Consider the following 17,445-nt stretch of genomic DNA (forward strand, 5'->3'; position numbering starts at 1 on the left):
TATGCGATCGCGATCGCTAACTTCCAGGATCGAAATCACAATACTCTAATAACTCAAATCACAGAAATCTGCGATGGAGCGATCGAGAATATTGGTAATTAAGCTTATAGCACTACGAAATTAAGGGGTACAGGGATAGCAGCCCTTCATAGGGACGCAGCACCTCCAGCCCCATCTCACAAACCAGTTTGCTGCTATATATGCTTAAAGCACGTAAAACAATCGTTAAACATCACCAAGCGATTGTTAAACATCCTCTATATTTTCTAGATATTAAGGTTGAGGTAATTTGGTTATGACTACTCGTAAGTTATTACAGCAGGTGGTTCTGGCTGGACTTGTGACAATGCCGATTATGGCAATGGGTGCTACTGCGGTATCCGCACAAAACTTATATGGCGCGATCGCCCGTTCCCGTTCCACAGGAGATAAAGGCTTTGCCTGGAACTATAGTACTCGCTATGAAGCCGAAAGAAGAGCGATCGCCGAATGTAATAGTTACTCTGGAGCTGGTGATTGCCGCGCATTGCTGTGGTTTAGAAATGCCTGTGGCAGCATAGCCGAGTCTAACGATGGTGGGGCTGGTACTGGCTGGGGTACGACTAGAGCTTTATCCCAAGATTACGCGATCGATTCATGCAGCGGTGTAGGTAGTGGCTGTCGGGTCACCAGAACAATTTGCACTGGTCGGTGATTTGCTTTTTAGGAGGCAGGGAAGAATTATGAAAAGTACCGCAAAGTACCTCCTAAATTAAGCATACACAAATAACTAATAGGGATAACTTACATGATGATGCGTCAATTAGGTCGACATCTAGTTCTGGCCGGAGTGATGGCAGTGCCAATGGTAGCAATGAGTGCGGCGGCTGCTTCTGCAGGAGATTTATACGGGGCAATAGCCCGTTCCCGTTCCACCGGAGATAAAGGATTTTCGTGGAACTATAGCACTCGCTATGAAGCTGAAAGAAGAGCGATCGCCGAATGTAGTAGTTACTCTGGAGCTGGTGATTGCGAAGCTTTGTTGTGGTTTAGAAATGCCTGCGGCAGTATCGCCGAGTCTAACGATGGTGGTGCCGGGACTGGTTGGGGTACGACTAGAGCTTTATCCCAAGATTACGCGATCGATTCATGCAACAGCGTAGGCAGCGGTTGTCGGGTCACCAGAACAATTTGTACTGGCAACTAAAACTTTACTGCTGGAGTTGTCTGGCAAATACCCCCCTATGCGTGCATATTATTAATGTTGTCAAAAAGCTGACCACTAGTAAGTGCTTGTGGAAATTCCGTTAATTCGAGATGTGGGCGAGCAGGGACTTTTGCAACTGTTTCGCCCCTTTTGCTCTGACCTGGTTGGCGACGATGCCGCTGTGATGGGAGCGTTGCCAGAAGATCGCGAGCTGGTAGTAACGACGGACATGCTTGTTGATGGCGTGCATTTCAGCAATGCTACTACCAGTGCCGGAGATGTGGGCTGGCGAGCAGCGGCAGTTAACTTATCAGATCTGGCTGCTATGGGTGCCCAGCCTTGGGGCGTGACGATCGCGGTAGGATTGCCCCCCACAACTTCAGTGGATTGGATTAAATCTGTCTATCAGGGCTTCCACGACTGCTTGCAACAGTATGGCGTGCAGTTAGTGGGAGGGGATACGGTGCGATCGCCCCATACTTGCATATCCGTCACGGCCTTTGGCACGGTGATGCGGGGTCGAGTTATCCAAAGACACGCAGCACAAGATGGCGATCTAATTCTGATTACGGGAAACCACGGACTATCCAAAGCGGGCCTAGAACTACTACTACATCCTGAATTGGCCGATCGATTATCAGATTCCTCGTTCAGAGAGGAAATCATCTCTAGTTTAGTGCGATCGCATCAAAGGCCAACACCTCGTTTGGATGTCCCACCATTAATCTGGTCGATTTTGCAAGAACAAGCTCTATCGCCTCCTATTAGACTGGCGGGTATGGATAGCAGTGACGGGCTTGCAGATGCAGTTCTGCAAATTTGTCGTGCCAGTGGTGTCGGCGCTCGTTTAGATTGGCAGGAAATTCCAATCCCAGAAGTAATAGAACCCCTGGCAGGCGATCGGGCATTAGATTGGGTACTGTATGGTGGTGAGGACTTTGAACTGGTTTTGTGCTTGCCCCCTCGCGTAGCAAAAGCCTTAGTAGCACGGTTGCCAGAGGCAGCTATTATAGGGGAGATTATCAGTGGCGATCGCGTTGAAGGTTTAGCTTGGCAAAGCACGTTTCAACATTTCCAGAGCCAGTAGATATTGGCATATTATGGCGGTCTATCAAGTACGTCTGCTCAATCCCTCGCTAGGTCTCGATCGCACGATCGCGGTACCAGATGACGAATATATCCAGGATATGGCGATCGCAGAGGGAATTAGATTGCCCGCCGGATGCCGTCAAGGTAACTGTTCTGCTTGTATTGTTAAAGTAGCGATCGGTGAGGTCGATCAAAGCGAGCAGAAGTTTCTGCGCCCAGAGGAAATTGCCGCTGGCTATGCCATTACCTGTGTTGCCTATGCCTTGTCGGACTGCACCTTAGAAACTCATCAAGAAGGAGTTTTATACAAGTCCTCTCTTTATGCACCCGTGCCGGAGTTAAAGAAAAGTGAAAGCCAAAGCGATCGCCAATCGGAAACATAAACCCATCGTACCGCCGCCAACTCCAATTCGGCAGCAGTACGAACAGCATAGCGTGCGCGGTTTTTACGAACAATTTGGTGCCGAATATCGCAATCCCCATGAAAGCGCGATCGTGGCTCTAGTTACATCCGCAGTCGAGCGCTGGCAATTAAATTGCGATCGGGTGTTAGATTTAGCTTGCGGTAGCGGTGAAGTAACTCTGGCTCTACGCGGCTCAGGCTATGCAAATATTACTGGGATCGATCCCTACACCTATGCAGCCTATCAGCACCGCACGGGTCTAGAAGCTGAAACCTATAGCTTTGAAGATATTGCCGCTGGTATGCTTAGTGACAGGTACTATAGTTTAATTGTTTGCAGTTTTGCCCTACATTTAATTCCCTCATCCTGGTTACCTCTAGTTGTTTATCAACTCAGACAAATCGCGCATAGCCTGGTGGTAATTACCCCTAATAAATCCCCACAACTAAAACCAGAATGGGGATGGACTTTTCTAGATGAGATAGAAAGCGATCGCGTTCGAGCGAGGCTATATCAATAAATGCCACACCAGAATAAAGGAAATTTAACAAATTCCAGTGACGCTGACGATCTCCCAGGTCATGACTTGGCAGATCGCCTCCTCAATGCGCTCGCACAATCGGAAGTTGCGCAGCTAATTGATGCTTTGTTTCAGGTTTTACCCCCTCAATTGCAAGAGCAAGCGATCGCTCAGCTCTCTCCTAACACGCAACAAGTTATAAAGCAAATTCTGGCTCTACCACCTACAGATAGGCCAGCTCAGACAAATGCTCCAACCGAGCAAACTGTTTCGCTAGCTAAACAGGCGCAGATCTGGTCTGAACTATGGCAAGATTGGGATGCGATCGTAGAAGAAGCTGCCCAAGAAGAGGGAAAGTATATTGTCCAAGAAGAGCACTGGGAGCCACCCTATTTTGATGCCACCACATTTAATGAGGATTTAGAGAAACTTGCTGACAAGATGCTGCCAATGGTTCAGATCGCATTTGAGCATGGATTTACACCCGATCGTAGTTTTGTTGCTGCCCTTTTGGATGCAGAGGCAGATATTTTGACAAGCATCCCAGATTGGATGGAAATTACCGACGGAATATATTTAGAGCGGCAATTAACCCACTGCGCACTGCAATGGGAATGGCTAACTATTCAGCAACAAGGACAGGATGCCTTTGATTTTACTCAACACATGTGCCAGTACGAGCAAGAATTTCAAGAGGTAAAGTTTGATAGTGATGTAATTCCCGATTTCCTGGTGCAGTTATCTCAATCCGATCGGCGGTGCATTTTAGCAGGATTAAACGCGAACAAAGAAACTCCTCTATGGAGTCGCGTGCTGAGTGATGTCCATTCTCATTGGTACGATCTCTATCTAAACCTTATCGAGCAATTTACGCCTGAAGTCTATTTGGATAATCTGCGCGAAACGATTCCACAACGGTGGCAAAATGGTTTGCCCGTTATTAATGCCTTACTGACCGCACGTAACTATACAGAAAGTCTGAATGCGATTTCAGAAACACTGAGAGCATTTCTGAAATCAAATCGGGGAGAGGCGAATTGGATGCCTGAAACTTCACTTTTGCTGTCTAGCTCGGGCTTTTACTATCTGAGCGAGTCGGAAAATATTCTTCTACTATTGCGCTATTACCAGCAAACCACACTGGAGTTAAATCAAACAGAGCGAGCAAATGCTCTAGAGATTCAGCAGACAGCGATCTCCGAGTGGTTTAACTGGTCGGAAATGTTTAAGGTCTTTGCTGAAGTATCCCTATCTAAATCTACGCACCAAGCACTGTTTACATCATGGCGAGGTTACATCGATCGCCAATCTAAACCCCATGCTTGGGGTGGATATGGCACAGTCAAAGTCGATGATTGGTGGGTTCCCTGGCTGATTGATAGCATTGCCGATCCCCAAAAAGGAGCAACCTGGTTTGGGGAGAAAATTACCCAATGGATTGCAAATCTACCTGGAGACAAAACTCAGTTAGGTGAGAACTACGACATACTACGACTTTTAACTAAAGATCTAGTCGCAATCCAACCCCAGAGGCAGTCATTCTATCCTCAGTTCCATCAGGTTGTGATTCATCCGCAAATGGCATCTCAACAAAGCGATCGATCTCGGCAAGAGTATCTTCAACAATACGCACCGACTGATTTGTGGGATCGGGTAATGAATTATTGGAAAACCAACCTGCAGTACTTTATCCCGAAGCCGGAGTTTGCTCAAAAATCTGACTATAAGGAACATGCGCGTTGGATGCTGACTCTGAAGGAGTTATCCCCACAGGACTATGCAACTCTCTTGGCTCAGTGGCAAGTAGTTCACCAACGACGGAGCAATCTGTGGAAAGCGATGGGACAGATGGGATTAGTTTAATTATGACTATTTCATTTCCCCAATTGGATAAAGGAGGTTAAAGATGAGCGAGCATCAATATTACGAATTTCAGACAATCGATCGCCCGCTCTCCACAAGCGAACAAGCGGAGATTAAAAAGCTATCTAGCCGGGTTCAACTCACTCCCACACAAGCGATCTTTGTTTATAACTTTGGTGATTTTCGTGGTAAGCCCGAGCAAATATTAACCCAATATTTTGATGCCATGTTTTACATCGCTAACTGGGGTACCTGGCAACTAATGTTTCGGTTCCCCAAAGCGATTATTGACCCGAGTTGGTTTGTACCCTATGACCTGCCCAATGCGATTACTGTTACCACAACCCCTAAATATATAGTCCTTGATATTCAAATTATCGAGGAAGATGGATTTGGATGGGTTGAAGGTGAGGGGTGGTTGCCAGAGCTGCTGCCGCTGCGCAACGATCTATTGAGTGGAGATTTACGCTTGCTGTACCTGGTGTGGTTGCGAGTAGCTCCCTACCTAGCTGGAGAAGAGCTGGATGACGATCCGATTGAACCACCAATTCCTCCTAATTTAAGTCAGCTATCCCCACCGTTGGAAGCGTTTATTAAATTAGTAGAACTCAATCCCGATTTAGTTGATGCTGCGGCTCAGGCAAGTACTCGCCACCAAGCATCTTCAGATTTGCCTTTGGAGAATTGGTTGTCTGCTCTTTCGGAAGCCGAGAAGCAGAAATTTCTGCTTAAACTCTTGCAGCGAGAACCCCATACCGATCTGCAGTTGATTAATCGCTTGAAGGAGTTAGCGGGGGCAGGTCGATCCTCTCCTCCATTCACTCCAGGTCAACGCCGATTATCCGAATTAGAAGCGATCGTCGATACATTGAGAGCGAAGCGCGAACAAAAAGAACAAAATGCGGCAAAGAAAAAACGCATTAAAGAACTAGAAGCACTAGCGCCCCAAGAAGCTGAAGCATGGCAAAGAGTAGGGCAGCTAATCGAATTTAAGCAGGCTAAACCTTATGATGAAGCCGCTGCCCTACTCAAAGATTTGCTCGATCTTGCAGACTATCAAGGGCGATTGCCGGAATTCGATCGACGCTTTGAAAAGCTCAAGTCAGACTATAGTAATCGCCCAGCCTTAATCGCGCGTCTCAGAAAAATTAGATCGTAGCTTATTGAGGTATAGCGGCTGCAATCGAGCTATACTGGGAACAGTAGGCAAAGAGAGCAATCCTTTATTCAGATAGCAGTTTGGATAAGGATTTAGATATAAAAAGCAAGATCTACGCTGAAGCAGGAATTCCTGAATATTGGGTAGTCGATCTCAGAAATAGGCAGCTTATCGTATTTCGAGATCTCCAGTATGGGGAATATAGATCGAAATCCACCCTAACTGGTGGGACGATTTATCCTCTAGCTTTTCCCGATCTCCCTGTATCGATTAGCGAAATTATCAGTAATGCATGATATATTGCTCCGGCAACCTGAGATATTACAGGAGATACGGTTGTTTCAAGGGTCACTACCTAAAAAATGCAGGCTGTATTATTGCCGGAGCAATAGCTATAGCCAACAGGCTTAGGACGGGGGGCAGGGGTAGAACCTCTGCGTGGGGGCGTAGCCCCCACACCCTCTTGTACTAACAGATTCTGAATATAGCTATATTCAACTGTGAATTATCTTGCTCATTTGTTCGAGGTTTAAGACTTCTGCTAGTTGCTCCTCTGACATTAAACCCTTTTCTAAGACGATTTGGCGGAGGGATTTACCCGTCGCCAGCGACTCCTTGGCAATGTCCGCGCTATTAAGATAGCCAATGTGCGTGTTTAGAGCCGTGACCAGAGATAAACTGCCTTCCGCATAGTCAAGGCAGCGATCGCTAACTGCGGTAATTCCTCTAATACACTTCTGCGCTAAGCTTTGCAGTGCATTACCCAAAATTTCAATACTGTGTAGCAGGTTATAGGCGATCGAGGGCATCATCACGTTTAGCTCCAATTGACCTGCTTGTGACGCGATCGCAATGCTAGCGTCGTATCCCATCACCTGAAAACAGACCATATTCGTCATCTCAGCAATCACGGGATTGTATTTACCTGGCATGATCGAAGATCCTGGCTGTACTGGGGGGAGTTGAATTTCCTTCAAGCCTGTTTTAGGCCCAGAGTCGAGCAGGCGCAGATCGTTGGCTATTTTGTTGCAATCCTGGGCCAGGTTGCGCAAAGCCCCCGATACATGCACGAATGGAGCCATACTCTGCATGGCTGCCATCAGATGCGGTGCTGGCTGCAAATTGAATTTAGTTAATTCACTCAGAACGGCAGCGACGCGATCGCAGTATTGGGGGTGGGTATTCAGTCCCGTGCCAGCCGCACTACCGCCCAAACCAAGTTGCTTGAGATCGTCAGCAGCTTGACAAATCCGTCGTGTGTGGTCGGTAATAATCTGAGCATAGGCACCAAACTCATCTCCCAGTCTGACAGGTACGGCATCTTGCAGGTGCGTGCGCCCCGACTTCACAATATCCTGAAACTCCTCGGCTTTTTGGGACAGCTCAGCCTCAAGACTAGAAAGAGCCGGATACAGAAATCGCTCTAACGCCATCAACGCCCCAACCCGAATCGCTGTAGGAATAACGTCGTTGGTAGACTGGCCGTAGTTGACCAGATCGTTGGGACTAACGCGCTTGTAATTACCTTTGACATCGCCCAAGATCTCCAGAGCTAGATTTGCCAGCACCTCGTTGACGTTCATGTGATGCGACGTACCTGCACCTGCTTGGTAAATATCGACAACGAATTGATCCCGCAGATTGCCGTTCAAGATCCGATCGCAGGCTGTAGCGATCGCCGCGCCCACATCCGCAGGAATGCAACCTAACTCGGCATTCACCAGTGCCGCCGCCTTTTTGATTAGCAGGCAAGCATCCACATAAATGGGTAAAGGCTTAATTCCACTAATCTCGAAGTTAGCGATCGCCCTAGCAGTTTGAATGCCGTAATAAGCCGTATCAGGTATGAGCATCTCGCCCATAGAGTCTCGCTCAATTCGATTTTGGTTCATACGTTATCGATCGGATATTTATTAAGTATTTATACAGCAATTGCAGGAGCGATCGCGGCTAATACAAGGGAAGCGTATCAGTGTGGGGCATTTCCCCCACATCCGATCTCAAACCAGATCGATTTTTGCGATGAGTGTTTATACATGCCTGGTGAACGGGAATAATAAGCACAAATAATAAGGGAAATATCAAATTTTGAAGACATTATTAAATTAACTTCTTCTTCGGGATCGCTGCATGATAATTCCAGTAACGATCCCAATGTGATTGATTCCCTAAGCCCTACTGCATAATTATGCACGTATCTAAATTCTGAATCGCTTTAAGCACACTTTGAGCAAACACGCACACATTGTAATGGCTTTGCAATAAATGAATTTCTTTACAAATTCAGGTTTAACTTGTCGTTTTTGTCATCATTACGATCCCATTGGTAGGAGGGGTGGCAACTGTCAGAAACTACAAGCTTTAGTAGAGGCTACCTGGGAAGCCTGCTCCCTTGCTGTTCCAGCCTTCGATCGCGAATGGGAAACTCCGGCGGAAGTAGCAAATACCTATAGCACCCAAGTGGCTAACAGAGTCAATCATAGGGTTGCTCAACAGGAAGAGCAATGCAGGCAATTGATCGAAGAAACTTTGCTAGAGCGCAACTCACTTAAAAAGGGCGATCGGAAGATCGCACAGGAAGAGCAATATATACAGGCGATCGAAGAAGTGCTAATGGAGCATAACTCGTTAGCTTTTGTAAGGCTCAAACAAGACTCTTAGTTGAATGGCACTGATGGAAGGTGGGGGAAATGCCCACCCTATAATAAATTAAGCCTTAAAAGTTTTAGAGAGCTTGATTCTAAACCGTTTCAAGCTCATTTGTCTCCACATTTTGTATTCCGCATGAATAATCCAGGTTAGGGTGAAAGTCCCCGATAGGTCAATAGCAGTAGCTGTACCGAGCAAGATCCATGTCCTAAACCAAATTAGGCAATTTGTGCTTTCTTGTAAAAAACGTAAGTATGTATGTAATAATTTAAAAGCTAAATTAATCGCATTTAACTGTGGTTAAGCGTTGCCCTCATGGCTCAGGGGTAGAGCATCTCCTTGGTAAGGAGAAGGTCACGGGTTCAAATCCCGTTGAGGGCTTGAGTTAGAGAAAATCACCTTCAGTTATCTACCCAATTTCTACCCAAACTCATTTGGGTTTATTGAAGTTTCTTTGATTACTGGGTAGACTTCTCTGCCAATTTTCGATAGCTCGTAAATGAGAATTAGGATCGTGCTGATTTGCTACCCAATCTTGCAATAAGTAGGCATTGTATCGAATCGAGGTTCTGCTCGTGTGCTGGTAGTGAATGCCAGCCAACAACTTACCAGACTCGCGCAGTTTTTTAAGTGTTTCTGTAGACTTCCCAATAATTCTTGCTGCTTGATGCTTGTCTACCCAAACTGAATTCGTCAGCTTGCCAATACCTAGTAGCTTGAGTGCTTGATATTCTTGGTCTGTAACTTCGATCGGCATGATGATTTCATCTACCCAATCAATTCAGCTTCGATTTATGGTGGTGACTTTCGAGATAGAGAACCCGTTGCAAAGCGATCGCAGCTAAAGCAGGGACAACGGCGTTGCCGATCGCTGCAAGTCTGTCCAATCGGCGGGGAAGCCCATGAGCCACTCCACAAATTGGGGGTTCAACACCTCGCCAGGGGGCAAGTATGGTTTGATTTCCTTGACCAGTCCGTAGCCCTGCGATGCCGTCGGGGTCGGTAACAGCCGCAATTTGCGATCTAATTTGGTCTGACCAGGGCGGCGCTTGCCCGCATAGGCTACGGGTGTAGGCAACCGCAAAGATACGTTCGCGCAGATGGGGCGCTCCGATTGCCGCTGCTGATAGGATCTCCACATCGAAGCGATAGCCCAATTGACAGAGTCCTTGCAAAACTTCGGCAAGCCCTCCCGTATAGAAGGCACCTTTGACGTTCTCCCAGATGACGAAATTGGGCTTTGCCTCCTCGATGACTCGGAGCATCTCGAACCAGAGTCCTGAGCGATTTCGTTCCGAATGCCTTCGGCCGCCTGAAATTCCGGTTCTTTTTCCAGCGAGGCTAAGGTCTTGGCAGGGCGATCCGCCTGTGATGATGAGGTTGAATTGCATCGCGAAGTTACTATAGAAGAGGATTTCAGCCGTAAAACGTAAAACACGTAATTCATTATTGACAAATTAAACATCCTGTGGCATTATTACTTGTGACCAATAGCTAGTGAGAGCCATGACAAAAACATCATGGATTTAAAATCATGAGCTACAGTTTCAAACAGATCCCTATGTCTGAGATGAGGGTAAAACTCCCTAAACTTAGGCGACTTGTGCAGTTGGGGAAGCAGCGAATCGTAGTGACCTATTATGGTGAAATTATTGGATTTCTCTTACCCATAGATGATTTGGTGAATGAACAGATACCTATCACCGCGTCAGAAGAGATGCCTTTAACAAAATTTCGAGATCAGATGACGGAGGCGTGGGAACTTTTACAGTCAGGAATAGATTGTATCTACCTAACTTTTCACAATAGACGGGTTTTAGTTTTTCTTAGTCCGAAGCTATCACAGTATCTCTCTCTACCTGTTATTGGGGATGCTGACAAAATAATATTTCTTCTGTCCACTCAACTTGAAAGTTCTAAACTTTAGGGAGGAAAAATGTTTCGATTTGATTATGTGACTCATGAAGTTAAACAGAGACTCTGCGATCGAGACACATTCTGGGATGACTTGTTGACAGGGGAATTACACTCAAGCAACTGAAGGAATCTGGAGAATCATCCTCTGATTTTGGGATCAATCCAGTTGTCAGTGGCTCAATGCACAAGATTAGGGGCAGGACATTTGAACTAACATATGCTGTTTCCCCAGAGCTAAAACTTGTCAAGTTTTATGACTTCCAGTTGGTCGCTCAAGATATTGACTGGAGGACAATTATTCAGATGAATTCAAACTTGAATGAACGCGAAATCTATCTCCCTCAAATCGGTATTGATCGGATTATTAATCCTCTGAAACTGATATATAAAGGAGAAAACACTCCATATAAGCTTGGTAAAGCATCAGGCAGTAAAGCACTAAAAGAAAGATACGTTTCTCGACATGGGCAGTATACTGCCAGATTTTTGAAAGAGTTAAGGTTGATTGAGGGTATCAAAGAAGAAAAATCTTCTGAAGTGTACAAATGTGCCCCGAGAATTCAAGCTAGCTTAGAACGAGGTGATGAAGACACTACTCACCGCCTTATTGCTGAAGCACTGCTTGGATTTGCTCCTATTCAACTTATCATTGAACAGACAACTAATGGTGAGAAAGAACTAACTAAGGAGTTGATCCAGGAAATTTTCAAGCAACTAGAGATCTCAGAATGTGGAGGGACTACAGCTCCCAGACGAGCGCAGTCGATTAGAGGACTAACAAACTGGGTTGCACGAATGGCAGGTATTCCTATACGTCGTCAAGGACAAAAACATCTTCAACCTTATATTCCTTACATCTATGCAAGCCAAGCAATATGATTTCAATGTCCAACATGAAATCGGCAAAAAAGGGGAACAGATTTTAGATCGATGGTTAGGAACTACGTACAAAATTACTGATGTTTCTCACGATCCAAAATATCAAGGAGTTGGGATAGATCGAATTCTAACTCGTCCTGATAGCTCTGTTATCACTGTTGAATACAAGTTTGACTTAGCTGCTAAGAGAACTGGCAACTTATTCTTTGAGACGGTTTCCATAGATTGCAAAAGTATTCCAGGGTGGGGGTGGAGTTCACAAGCTGACTACTGGATATTCTTGATTCCCGATCAAGAGATTCTTATTATTAAGCCACCAAGTTTACGCGCTTTGATTTGGAGGAAATATCGAGAAAACTCTGAAAAACAAATTCCCAATCGTGGCTATAATACTCTTGGCTTGCCAATTCCTCTATCTGAAGTGCGAAAAATCGCAACTCAGGTTCAAAAGCTCTATCTTGACAACTTGTAGAATTTGTTTCCTCATGTGATTTTTCAATAGTTGGAAGAAAAATATGTTGGAATGTTTGAGCCATAGCATTTGGAATGTTTGAGCCATAGCATTTGGAATGTTTGAGCCATAGCATTGAGTTTGCGAGCGCACTCGCGGTTAATCAGAGCTATGACCTCGTTCCTGATGGATTTAGGGATGCGGATCATCTCGGTTTCACCAGACTTGAAGATTTGGGGTCGTCTTTCAGCGGCCACTACCATATACCTGCTACTAGCGTGGTGTTGACAGACTAGCATCTCTTTCCCGTCTATGGCAAGATATAGTCTGGTCGCTAGCAAGTTAGATTCATGGAATTGCAAAAGTGGGTGCAGTCCGAAGTGGACAAGCATGGTTCGGCTAATCGGTTTGCGGCAGTGCTGGGCGTGGCTCGCCAGGCTGTTGGCGATTGGCTATCGGGTAAGAAAATATTGAAGGATCGCTCGATTGAGGCGATCGCTCAGTACATGGGCAAGTCTGCGGCGGAAGTGCGTCGGCAATTTAATCTGGAGGATTTTGCCGCGTATCAGTCGAAAGCACGAACGCGAGGTGCGAGTTTGCCCAAGGGGCAGGCGGCTAAACTGGAGGCAGAAAATCGGCAAATCAAGAAAGAAATCGACGAACTGCGCGAGGCGATCGAGGATTTAACTGTTGTTGTGAAAGAGTTGGTGGCGCGCGATGGAACCAAGAGAAATATGGGCACCAAAACAAAGATTCAGGAGCCTTGAACTTTTACTGAGTCTGTGCGATTGGTCTTTGCAGGAACGGGCTTTATCCATTTCCGGTTCTGAGGCGATCGCGACAAAGTTAAAGACAAAGGTGGAGATTTTGCTGCTTTACTTCGGGCAGTTGGAGTCCATTGCCATCAACAATGAGGTTGTCCACAGGACGTTACCCGTAATTCTCGACCCGCCGAAGCGGGATATCAAACTGGAGCGGGTCGAGATAGATCTGACTAAATAGGTGACAATTCCGCTGTATCGGATGAAAAGGGACTAGATCGGCTGGGATTTTTATGCTTTGATAAGAGTACAGTATTCCGAGTCCTATTATGCCTATCAATCCTTCTGACATCGATTTTTCGATTCTGGTAGAAATACCTCTGTTTCTATGCCCTGTTTCGGCGGGACAGCCTTCATCTACAGACGATTACGTTCAGAGTAGCATCAAGGTTCCAGCAGCGCTGGGGCTTCTTCCTGAGACATCATTTGCATTAGTGGTGGCTGGGGATTCGATGAGTGGTGTGGGTATCGTCGATCGAGATATAGTTTTTGTGAATAAATCTATCGAACCCGTACATGGCAAGATTGTAGTAGCGGCAATTAATGGCGAGCAGACGATTAAGCGACTGTACAGGCGAGACGGACAGGTGAGGTTATTGCCTGAGAATCCAGACTATCAGCCGATTGCGATCCATCCTGAGATCGATCTGATTATTCAGGGGGTGGTAATAGGTATGTACAGACCGTATTAATTTAGAGTGTTTGGGGTGGTGAGTGGCGAGGATCTTCCTTGGGAGGATGCCAGTTACCCCGAACCCAGAGCTTGCGCGATTGCTGGATGAAGCGATCGCTTCTGCGGTCGTCATTGAGAGCCAGACGATGACAAGTAGCTCTTCCTGTAGGTGTCGTGCCAATAATTCTTGAGCCGTCTACTGACCAGATAAAATGCTCCGACCAGGATTGTTGTCTTGGATTAAATAGAGCTACTTGTTGTTGCGAATCTGGATCGATGCCAAAGGTAAAGTTGTAGTGGCGCTCGTTGCAGCGGCGGCAAGCCAGAGCCAGGTTATCAGCATCATCGCTGCCGCCCAGAGATTGAGGCTGGATATGGTCGATGGTTAGAGGAGATGTACTGAGAAATTCAGGATAGTGGCAATATTCACAACGATAGTTTGCCCGTTGCCTTACAAATTCCTGCGTACTGCTTGAAATGGTCACGATTGCGAGGCAGTAATAGCATTAATGTAGCTGAAGATCGTGTCTAGCTCGCCAATGGCATCGAGTTCGGCGGATTCCTCTTGCGTTAGCGCGTCAGCTTTTTTCTTGTTAAGTAGCTCGTTCATGCGATCGCCTAGTTCTGGCGTAAATTTAAACAGATTCAGGTTGTGGATACGCTCGACCCGGACTTGGGTGATGCCCCGCGCTTTTTACTCACGGATGCCCAACATTGGGAAAGCACGCGCATCATGGAAACTTGGAACTATCGCTGGTCTTGTGAAGTCTTTCATGAGTTCTGCAAGCAAGTTACAGGATTGGAAGCGGCTCAGGTACGCAACCAGCAAGCGGTCAAACGCCACTTGCGTTTATGTTGTCTAGCGCAGTCTTTGCTCCAACGCGTAACGGGCTCGGGCGGAAAATCGGAAAGTTTTTCGTTTGCTAAGGGAACGCAAACCATCGGGCAGAAGCTCCATTCCCTCTCGCGTGAAGCGCTTGCTCAACTACTGGAGTTGGCTCATGGCTTGTTTGCCAACGGACGTTCTATAGCTCAGGTATTGGAGGTGCTTATGCCTGCTTAGAAGCCATTTAGGAAGTAAAAGGCGCACCAAAAGCAGGTATAAATACTGATGAAGTCTAGTATAAACCTGAAGAGATGCGCCGATCCTATAATACCGATTTATCCAACCAAGAATGGGAAATTATCGCACCCATGCTACCCAAACCATCAAAATGGGGTAGGCCACCCAAAACAAATATGCGAGAGTTACTGAATGCCATTTTCTATATACTCAAAAATGGTTGTACATGGCAGAATCTACCCCATGACTTTCCGCCTTACTCAACGGTCTATTTCTACTGGCAAAGGTGGGAAAGAACTGGGCTACTGGAGGAGATTAATCGCAAATTGAGCCAACAATTTAGGGAAAAGGTTAGTAAAGAGGCGACCCCAAGCTTGGTGAGTATCGATAGCCAGAGTGTGAAGACAACAGAAAGTGCGGGCAGTCGAGGTTTTGATGGCGGTAAGCAAATCAAGGGCAGAAAACGCTTCGCTATGGTTGACACCTTGGGCTTAGTTGTAAAGGTGTTGGTGTGTGCAGCTAACATCGGTGAAAGAGCAGGAGCTAAGCAGTTGTTACAGAATCTCACATCTCCATTACCACGATTAGAGAAAATTCTGGTTGATGCTGGATTCTCTGGTGATGAAATCACACAATGGGTCAACGACAACTTCGGATGGCTTTGGGAAGTTAGCAAACGGGCAGACAATCAGAAAGGTTTTGTAGTGGAGTCAAAGCGTTGGGTGGTAGAGCGAACCTTTGCTTGGTTAGGTAATTGTCGTAGACTAAGCAAGGATTATGAATTTTATGAGCAAATGTCTGAATCGTTTATTTACTTGGCTTTAATCCGCAAAATGCTAAGAAATCTGGCAACTGCGACTTCCTAAATGGGTTCTTAGGTAATTGTCGTAGACTAAGCAAGGATTATGAATTTTATGAGCAAATGTCTGAATCGTTTATTTACTTGGCTTTAATCCGCAAAATGCTAAGAAATCTGGCAACTGCGACTTCCTAAATGGGTTCTTAGATTCATCTGACATTCTGTCCTCGGCTTGAATAACCTTCCAAGTCGTGATAAGTAAGATGATTCTTCAGAGTGCCGCTACTATCTGCCAGATCGCGTACAGAATTCTGATGGTCGTTCAACGTCCACAGCGTACTACCACTACTTTCATCAGCCAAAATCTCATCAATACTATTGCCATGCAAGTAACGATTAGTAAGCGTACCGCTACCATCGAATTTCAAACCAATATTTTGATTCTGCCCGTAGATATATCGCTCAGTCGTCCCGTTTGCAGTCCTGCCAATCCTTAGATCGTTGGGATCGTAAGTCTGGTTGCTTTGATTGATTACCGTGTCAGCAGAATTTTTCTCTGTGATCTGAGTCAACCTGTTTCGATAATCCCAGGTGTAGGCTGTGACTTCGCCTGTGAGGATGTCGGTTTGCCTGATGACATTGCCCTTGGCAGGTTGGGTCGAGGAGGAATATGACTTCCTGCCCCTCCCAATTAGATCGCAGCGTGCGACTTTCACCGCACTGCGCTCCCGATATTCTCTAGCTTGCGCTTTTGCCCATGTGGAAATAGGTATGGCAACTCTCATGAATCGCTAACAGGTTTTCTTTCTTCCAGTTGTTGTGGTTGCCATCGGCATGGTGGAGATGAACTCTTTCGTCCGATAATAATTTGTGACCGCAGGAAGCACATGAATGGTTTTGCCTTTTTAGGGCTTTAGAGGTTTGACCGTCATAGAGCTTGCTGTTTCGCTCACTCCAGTAGACCAAATCGCCATCAAAGGGAGATTTATTTCCTCTGACATTTACGTGTTTGTTTTCAGAGTAAGGAACAGATGGGAATGCTTTCTCAATCAACTGCTTGGTTGAGTATCGATCCTGCTTCTTCTCCTGATTGAATACCTTCCATGCCCTGTGACTGATGTGCCATAGGCTATGCTTAGCCCCATCCATCTTGCAGTACCTGTGGTATCTCCTCCATCCTCTCACGAGCGGCGCTAGCTTTTGAGCTTTCACCTCTGCACCATAGTTTGAGTTGTTGACTATGGCTTTGACTTTCTTGCGGAAAGCTTTGTAGTTGTCCACTGAAGGGAAACTTCTAAACTTGCCGTTGTTTTGGACTTTAAAGTGCCAACCGAGAAAATCGAATCCATCTGTCGTTGCGGTTAGCTGCGTTTTGTTTTGGCTAATGTTCATGCCTCGTTTGGCAAGGAACTGGCTGATTTTGACCAGTATCAAGTCTGCGTTGTCTTCTGGCTTGAGCATAAACACCATATCATCAGCATAGCGGATGGATGGATGCATATCTTCTATGCCATTTAGGGCAATGTTCGCTAATAGAGGACTGACCACTCCGCCTTGAGGCGTTCCTTGTTCAGGAAATTCAACACTGGTTCCTGCTTTTAGGCATCGGAATATGCCGAGCTTTAGCCCTGATGGGGCAATTAGGTTGTCCATTATTGCTTTGTGGTTGATGCGGTCGAAGCATGTTTCGATATCAAGCTCAATCACTCTTTTACCTATGCCATTGCTTCTGGAGCTTAAATTGTTGAACAAAAGTCTCTGGGCATCATGTGCCGAGCGTCCTGGTCTAAATCCATAGCTCCTAGCATGGAAGGTTGCTTCGTGTGCTGGTTCTAAGGCGAACTTAGCCAGACAATAGACCTCTTGCAGATTAGGTTGAGGTTGAGTTGCCAAAGAACCCCAAGATAGGAAAATATCAGGACATAGCAATAACGAAAAAGCGTCCTGATGATGAACTATATAATAGCGCAAA

The 17,445-nt window shown here is 46.1% G+C and carries 23 protein-coding genes, 1 tRNA gene and 1 pseudogene; 17 read left to right on the plus strand and 8 right to left on the minus strand.

Annotated features, from left to right (window positions below; translation table 11 throughout):
* Positions 1 to 295: 295 nt before the first annotated feature.
* From PSE6802_RS0122780 to PSE6802_RS0122815, 8 genes are all read left to right on the plus strand, one after another.
* Positions 296 to 694 carry a DUF4189 domain-containing protein gene (locus PSE6802_RS0122780; protein WP_019502344.1) on the plus strand — a complete coding sequence of 133 codons (399 nt, stop codon included), beginning with the start codon at positions 296 to 298 and terminating at the stop codon, positions 692 to 694.
* Between the two features lie 93 nt (positions 695 to 787).
* On the plus strand, positions 788 to 1,186 hold the full coding sequence (locus tag PSE6802_RS0122785; protein ID WP_019502345.1) for a DUF4189 domain-containing protein: 399 nt from the start codon (positions 788 to 790) through the stop codon (positions 1,184 to 1,186).
* Positions 1,187 to 1,268: 82 nt separating this feature from the next.
* The gene (gene thiL / locus PSE6802_RS0122790) at positions 1,269 to 2,273 is read left to right on the plus strand and encodes a thiamine-phosphate kinase (RefSeq protein WP_019502346.1); all 1,005 of its coding nucleotides are present in this window, start codon (positions 1,269 to 1,271) and stop codon (positions 2,271 to 2,273) included.
* A gap of 13 nt (positions 2,274 to 2,286) precedes the next feature.
* Entirely contained in the window at positions 2,287 to 2,658 is a 372-nt protein-coding gene (locus tag PSE6802_RS0122795; RefSeq protein WP_019502347.1) for a 2Fe-2S iron-sulfur cluster-binding protein, read from the plus strand.
* Positions 2,624 to 3,199: a class I SAM-dependent methyltransferase gene (locus PSE6802_RS0122800; protein ID WP_019502348.1), complete on the plus strand. Its 576-nt coding sequence runs from the start codon at positions 2,624 to 2,626 to the stop codon at positions 3,197 to 3,199. Before PSE6802_RS0122795 ends, PSE6802_RS0122800 begins: the two co-directional genes overlap by 35 nt.
* Positions 3,200 to 5,062, plus strand: coding sequence for a magnesium and cobalt transport protein CorA (locus PSE6802_RS34555; RefSeq protein ID WP_019502349.1), 1,863 nt, complete (start codon positions 3,200 to 3,202; stop codon positions 5,060 to 5,062).
* A 43-nt stretch (positions 5,063 to 5,105) separates the two neighbouring features.
* A complete protein-coding gene (locus PSE6802_RS0122810; RefSeq protein ID WP_019502350.1) occupies positions 5,106 to 6,221 on the plus strand; it encodes a hypothetical protein in 1,116 nt (371 codons plus the stop codon).
* 80 nt (positions 6,222 to 6,301) lie between these two features.
* On the plus strand, positions 6,302 to 6,517 hold the full coding sequence (locus PSE6802_RS0122815) for a Uma2 family endonuclease (protein ID WP_019502351.1): 216 nt from the start codon (positions 6,302 to 6,304) through the stop codon (positions 6,515 to 6,517).
* Positions 6,518 to 6,715: 198 nt separating this feature from the next.
* Here PSE6802_RS0122815 and PSE6802_RS0122820 read toward each other — a convergent pair whose 3' ends face one another.
* Complete coding sequence (locus PSE6802_RS0122820; protein ID WP_019502352.1) at positions 6,716 to 8,113, minus strand: aspartate ammonia-lyase; 1,398 nt, start codon at positions 8,111 to 8,113, stop codon at positions 6,716 to 6,718.
* 373 nt (positions 8,114 to 8,486) lie between these two features.
* On the opposite strand from PSE6802_RS0122820, the gene PSE6802_RS30050 reads away from it, so the two are divergent.
* Together PSE6802_RS30050 and PSE6802_RS0122830 are read left to right on the plus strand one after the other, a co-directional pair.
* Positions 8,487 to 8,882, plus strand: a complete 396-nt coding sequence (locus tag PSE6802_RS30050) for a hypothetical protein (protein ID WP_019502353.1) — start codon at positions 8,487 to 8,489, stop codon at positions 8,880 to 8,882.
* Positions 8,883 to 9,179: 297 nt separating this feature from the next.
* A tRNA-Thr gene (locus tag PSE6802_RS0122830) sits at positions 9,180 to 9,251 on the plus strand.
* A gap of 49 nt (positions 9,252 to 9,300) precedes the next feature.
* Here PSE6802_RS0122830 and PSE6802_RS0122835 read toward each other — a convergent pair.
* A complete protein-coding gene (locus PSE6802_RS0122835; protein ID WP_019502354.1) occupies positions 9,301 to 9,627 on the minus strand; it encodes a hypothetical protein in 327 nt (108 codons plus the stop codon).
* A gap of 19 nt (positions 9,628 to 9,646) precedes the next feature.
* Complete coding sequence (locus PSE6802_RS0122840) at positions 9,647 to 10,261, minus strand: DNA cytosine methyltransferase (protein ID WP_019502355.1); 615 nt, start codon at positions 10,259 to 10,261, stop codon at positions 9,647 to 9,649.
* A gap of 841 nt (positions 10,262 to 11,102) precedes the next feature.
* Between PSE6802_RS0122840 and PSE6802_RS0122850 the strand changes: the two genes are divergently transcribed.
* Both PSE6802_RS0122850 and PSE6802_RS0122855 read left to right on the plus strand, forming a co-directional pair.
* Positions 11,103 to 11,666 (plus strand): hypothetical protein, encoded by a 564-nt coding sequence (locus tag PSE6802_RS0122850; protein ID WP_156815635.1) that lies wholly within the window; start codon positions 11,103 to 11,105, stop codon positions 11,664 to 11,666.
* On the plus strand, positions 11,647 to 12,138 hold the full coding sequence (locus PSE6802_RS0122855) for a hypothetical protein (RefSeq protein ID WP_019502358.1): 492 nt from the start codon (positions 11,647 to 11,649) through the stop codon (positions 12,136 to 12,138). Before PSE6802_RS0122850 ends, PSE6802_RS0122855 begins: the two co-directional genes overlap by 20 nt.
* Positions 12,139 to 12,161: 23 nt before the next feature.
* Here PSE6802_RS0122855 and PSE6802_RS0122860 read toward each other — a convergent pair whose 3' ends face one another.
* The gene (locus PSE6802_RS0122860) at positions 12,162 to 12,416 is read right to left on the minus strand and encodes a hypothetical protein (RefSeq protein WP_156815636.1); all 255 of its coding nucleotides are present in this window, start codon (positions 12,414 to 12,416) and stop codon (positions 12,162 to 12,164) included.
* A 51-nt stretch (positions 12,417 to 12,467) separates the two neighbouring features.
* Between PSE6802_RS0122860 and PSE6802_RS0122865 the strand changes: the two genes are divergently transcribed.
* The 3 genes from PSE6802_RS0122865 to PSE6802_RS30055 all read left to right on the plus strand — a co-directional run bounded on the left by PSE6802_RS0122865 (position 12,468) and on the right by PSE6802_RS30055 (position 13,630).
* Positions 12,468 to 12,884: a helix-turn-helix domain-containing protein gene (locus PSE6802_RS0122865; protein WP_019502360.1), complete on the plus strand. Its 417-nt coding sequence runs from the start codon at positions 12,468 to 12,470 to the stop codon at positions 12,882 to 12,884.
* Positions 12,885 to 12,912: 28 nt separating this feature from the next.
* Entirely contained in the window at positions 12,913 to 13,119 is a 207-nt protein-coding gene (locus PSE6802_RS0122870; protein ID WP_019502361.1) for a hypothetical protein, read from the plus strand.
* Between the two features lie 88 nt (positions 13,120 to 13,207).
* The gene (locus PSE6802_RS30055) at positions 13,208 to 13,630 is read left to right on the plus strand and encodes a LexA family protein (RefSeq protein WP_019502362.1); all 423 of its coding nucleotides are present in this window, start codon (positions 13,208 to 13,210) and stop codon (positions 13,628 to 13,630) included.
* Position 13,631: 1 nt separating this feature from the next.
* On the opposite strand, the gene PSE6802_RS0122880 is transcribed toward PSE6802_RS30055, so the two are convergent.
* Positions 13,632 to 14,096, minus strand: coding sequence for an HNH endonuclease (locus PSE6802_RS0122880; RefSeq protein ID WP_019502363.1), 465 nt, complete (start codon positions 14,094 to 14,096; stop codon positions 13,632 to 13,634).
* A complete protein-coding gene (locus PSE6802_RS35985) occupies positions 14,093 to 14,293 on the minus strand; it encodes a hypothetical protein (RefSeq protein ID WP_026103490.1) in 201 nt (66 codons plus the stop codon). The genes PSE6802_RS0122880 and PSE6802_RS35985 overlap by 4 nt, the downstream gene beginning before the upstream one ends.
* Between PSE6802_RS35985 and PSE6802_RS30060 the strand changes: the two genes are divergently transcribed.
* Both PSE6802_RS30060 and PSE6802_RS0122895 read left to right on the plus strand, forming a co-directional pair.
* On the plus strand, positions 14,264 to 14,674 hold the full coding sequence (locus tag PSE6802_RS30060; RefSeq protein WP_019502365.1) for a hypothetical protein: 411 nt from the start codon (positions 14,264 to 14,266) through the stop codon (positions 14,672 to 14,674). The genes PSE6802_RS35985 and PSE6802_RS30060 overlap by 30 nt on opposite strands.
* 74 nt (positions 14,675 to 14,748) lie before the next feature.
* The gene (locus tag PSE6802_RS0122895) at positions 14,749 to 15,540 is read left to right on the plus strand and encodes an IS5 family transposase (protein ID WP_019498649.1); all 792 of its coding nucleotides are present in this window, start codon (positions 14,749 to 14,751) and stop codon (positions 15,538 to 15,540) included.
* 142 nt (positions 15,541 to 15,682) lie between these two features.
* Here PSE6802_RS0122895 and PSE6802_RS0122900 read toward each other — a convergent pair whose 3' ends face one another.
* Together PSE6802_RS0122900 and PSE6802_RS30065 are read right to left on the minus strand one after the other, a co-directional pair.
* Positions 15,683 to 16,258 carry a hypothetical protein gene (locus tag PSE6802_RS0122900; RefSeq protein ID WP_083901736.1) on the minus strand — a complete coding sequence of 192 codons (576 nt, stop codon included), beginning with the start codon at positions 16,256 to 16,258 and terminating at the stop codon, positions 15,683 to 15,685.
* Positions 16,212 to 17,327 (minus strand): annotated as a pseudogene (locus PSE6802_RS30065) (group II intron reverse transcriptase); the annotation flags it as partial. The pseudogene PSE6802_RS30065 and the gene PSE6802_RS0122900, both read right to left, overlap by 47 nt.
* Positions 17,328 to 17,445: the final 118 nt, after the last annotated feature.

Origin of the sequence: Pseudanabaena sp. PCC 6802, from assembly GCF_000332175.1 — a bacterium.
Classification (GTDB): Bacteria; Cyanobacteriota; Cyanobacteriia; order Pseudanabaenales; family Pseudanabaenaceae; genus PCC-6802.